Below are 3,135 nucleotides of genomic sequence, written 5' to 3'. Positions count from 1 at the left end.
TTATTTGATGCTCTGGGTGGGGTAAAGCAAGAACATATATGTTTTGCGATCGCTAGTTTGACTCACTAAGCTAACATACTGACCATCGCTGAGACAACGCGCTTTGCACCATTGCCATCTACTAACTGCTGTCCTTTTTTACTCATGGTTTCCCGATGGGGGCGATCGCCAATTAAGTCTTGTATTGCTAAACTCAAACCCTCAATAGTTACATTTTGCTGGCATTTCTCAAGTATATTCTTTAAGGGCGATAGCGAAACGCTGCTGCAAGCAGTTCGCTCGACAATTTTCACTCATTTTTCCCCTGAATTGCTTATTTTATCATAAACAACGACCAATTTGAGATTTCATCAATTAGCGATCACTTTCAAGATCAACAGTTTCAGATCCCCGACTTCTTAAAGAAGTCGGGGATCTGATGTTCTTATTTTATTTATAGAGTGAAGGTTAAAGAATTTCCCCAAGGACTAATTTGAGATTTCATCAATTAGCGATCGCTTTCAAGATCAACGGCGATTATCTTGTAACCAATTTTCCAAATCTGACATATTTTGAAAATCTAATAATGCCTCTCCTAATGATTCTAGTTGAGAAATGGAGAGCGATCGCACCTTTTGCTCTTGAATAGCAGTTAAATTACCACAACGGCGTTTTAACTGGCGTATAGTTAGATTTGCTTCTCCTTGCTGCACACCTTGTTGTAAACCTTGTTGCACACCTTGTTGTAAACCTTGTTGTAAACCTTTTTTCTCACCAATTTCTAACACCTCTTGATAAAACCGGGTTTGAGTAATATCAGCCTCTTTGAGATTAAGCATTTTTTGAATCTCCTCTAGGGTTAGTTGTGTAAATTTGTTGACTAGTATGGACTCTACTAAATCTAATTTTAGCTGAAATTCTGCCTCTGTGCTGACACTGTTTAAAATTTGCCTAGCTGCTAATCCTGCTTGGTCTTTAGGCGTTACTATTAATCTTAGTAGAGCTAAATTAGGACTTAAATCATCTTGATGTAATAAATCTTCTAGATATAACCTTTCTACTTGACTATTAAGTAAGTTTCTGTGTGGAAGTTCTGAACCTAATTCCAAACGTTTATTCAGTAAAATTAGTAATCCGCGCCAATTTTCGCTAATTTCATATTGGTCAATATAGCTAAATATTCCCCGAAAATAGCGATTATAAAATTTTATATCTCGCTGCATTTGTGCTGCGAGAAATATTAGCGGTACATCAGAATTATTACTAATCGGTGTTAATAACCCATCTAACCTAGTTTCTTTTTCTTTGAGTACAGGTGCGCTATACTCAAATTCACAATCACTAGGAATACCAGGAATTAATTCTGCTATTAAATCTGGTTGATTTAAGAAAATTCTGTAAAATAATTTATCTGTTTTCATTTATATAACTAATTTGAACCTTGTTCTTTGTATGATAAAAAAGTCCAGCTTCTAGCCGTTTTGAGTATAATAGTTTCATTTAACCAAGCGAACTGCTTGCAGCAGCGCTTCGCTATCACCTTCAATATCTTTCAGATCCCCGACTTCTCTAAGAAGTCGGGGATCTTATGTTCTTATTTTATTTATAGAGTGAAGGTTAAAGAATTTCCCCAAGGACTAATTTGAGATTTCATCAATTAGCGATCGCCTGTACTGGTTGAATTAGAGGCTATAATCACATTGTATACCCAGTTGCGATGCCTACTCCAAGGGAAGCGATCGCCTGACCTGTTGGTATAGTTCTATATATAGCGGTTCTCGATTGGGTGAGATACAAGAACCCCACCCCCAACCCCCTCCAGTATCAAAAGCTTATCCTTTTCTTCCCCCCGCTGCGGGGGGATTTAGGGGGGTGCGATGAGGGGGCTATGATGTATCTCATGCAAGTGCATACTGCTATATCTTTTTGCTTGCATTTCTAAAGTATATTCTTTAAGGGCGATAGCGAAACGCTGCTGCAAGCAGTTCGCTCGATAATTTATTTTCGCTCATTTTTCCCCTTAATTGTTCATCTTAAAATAACGTTACAATTCCCAAGGACTAATTTGAGATTTCATAAAGAAGAGCGATCGCTTTCAAGATCAACAGTTTCAGATCCTAAAAAAGAATAGGATGAATGCGACCAAGCACTTCTGCTAATAACCATTCAGGGCAAATACAGATCAGTTTTGCCTTTCTTGAGCGATAATCCAATGAACGCAGCTGATCGCACATCACTACGCCTTTAATAGGTTGATCATCTGGAATCTCAACGTAGAAAGGATTTTTACGCTTAGTATTACTGATAGGACAAACAAAAATAAAACCTCGTTGCTGGTTAAACTCTGTATGACTTAACACTAGTGCGGGACGTTGCCCCATTTGCTCGTGACCTGATTGGGGATCAAAGTTTAGCCAGACAAGATCCCCATAACGGGGGACGTAATCTACCATTCTTCATTACCTGTTGGTTTACCCCAGTCAATCTCCGCTTCTGGCTCTAAATCTTGGCTAAGGAGTTGTGAAAGGGTGTATTTGGGAAATTTTTGAACTGGTCTTACCATGAGTTGCCCTTGCTCAATACGGCAGTCAACTTCATCATTGATTGATAAAGCCAATTCATCTGCAATATACTTGGGGATTCTCAAGGCTAAAGAATTTCCCCAACGACCAATTTGAGATTTCATAATTAGCGATCGCTTTAGAGATAAACAAAGTATATCTCAATTACCGCCACCCTAGACGACAAAAAGGTATTTGATAGACTAAATGAATATTCAGGGATGGTTTTTAAGTCTTTGAGCGATAGCGAAGCGCTGCTGCAAGCAGTTCGCCTGTACTGGTTGATTTAGAAGCTATAATCACATTGTATACTCAGTTGCGATGTCTAATCCGAGGGGAGCGATCGCCTGACCTGTTGGTATAGTTTTATATATCTTATTGCTTGCATTTTTAAAGTATATTCTTTAAATGGCGATAGCGAAACGCTGCTGCAAGCAGTTCGCTCGACAATTTTCGCTCATTTTTTCCCTGAATTGCTTATTTTATCATAAACAACGACCAATTTGAGATTTCATAAATTAGCGATCGCCTTCAATATCTTTCAGATCCCCGACTTCTTAGAGAAGTCGGGGATCTGATTTTCTTCTGTCTCTTA

Annotated in this window: 4 protein-coding genes; all 4 read right to left on the bottom strand. The window is 38.5% G+C overall.

Annotated features, from left to right (window positions below; translation table 11 throughout):
- Positions 1-65: 65 nt before the first annotated feature.
- A complete protein-coding gene (locus IQ228_RS23900; protein ID WP_152608969.1) occupies positions 66-293 on the bottom strand; it encodes a hypothetical protein in 228 nt (75 codons plus the stop codon).
- Positions 294-506: 213 nt separating this feature from the next.
- Entirely contained in the window at positions 507-1,400 is an 894-nt protein-coding gene (locus tag IQ228_RS23895; protein ID WP_193964680.1) for a DUF2887 domain-containing protein, read from the bottom strand.
- A 696-nt stretch (positions 1,401-2,096) separates the two neighbouring features.
- A complete protein-coding gene (locus IQ228_RS23890) occupies positions 2,097-2,432 on the bottom strand; it encodes a type II toxin-antitoxin system PemK/MazF family toxin (RefSeq protein WP_039201266.1) in 336 nt (111 codons plus the stop codon).
- Positions 2,426-2,665: an AbrB/MazE/SpoVT family DNA-binding domain-containing protein gene (locus IQ228_RS23885; protein WP_027402546.1), complete on the bottom strand. Its 240-nt coding sequence runs from the start codon at positions 2,663-2,665 to the stop codon at positions 2,426-2,428. Before IQ228_RS23885 ends, IQ228_RS23890 begins: the two co-directional genes overlap by 7 nt.
- Between the last annotated feature and the right edge of the window lie 470 nt (positions 2,666-3,135).

It is taken from the genome of Dolichospermum sp. LEGE 00246 (assembly GCF_015207865.1).
Classification (GTDB): domain Bacteria; phylum Cyanobacteriota; class Cyanobacteriia; order Cyanobacteriales; family Nostocaceae; genus Dolichospermum; species Dolichospermum heterosporum.
This window is presented reverse-complemented; position numbering and strand designations above follow the sequence as displayed.

What these genes read in the sequence shown, in the direction of transcription:
- IQ228_RS23895 (WP_193964680.1), bottom strand. Translation starts at nt 1,400, where the DNA reads ATGAAAACAGATAAATTATTTTACAGAATTTTCTTAAATCAACCAGAT.
- IQ228_RS23890 (WP_039201266.1), bottom strand. Translation starts at nt 2,432, where the DNA reads ATGGTAGATTACGTCCCCCGTTATGGGGATCTTGTCTGGCTAAACTTT.
- IQ228_RS23885 (WP_027402546.1), bottom strand. Translation starts at nt 2,665, where the DNA reads ATGAAATCTCAAATTGGTCGTTGGGGAAATTCTTTAGCCTTGAGAATC.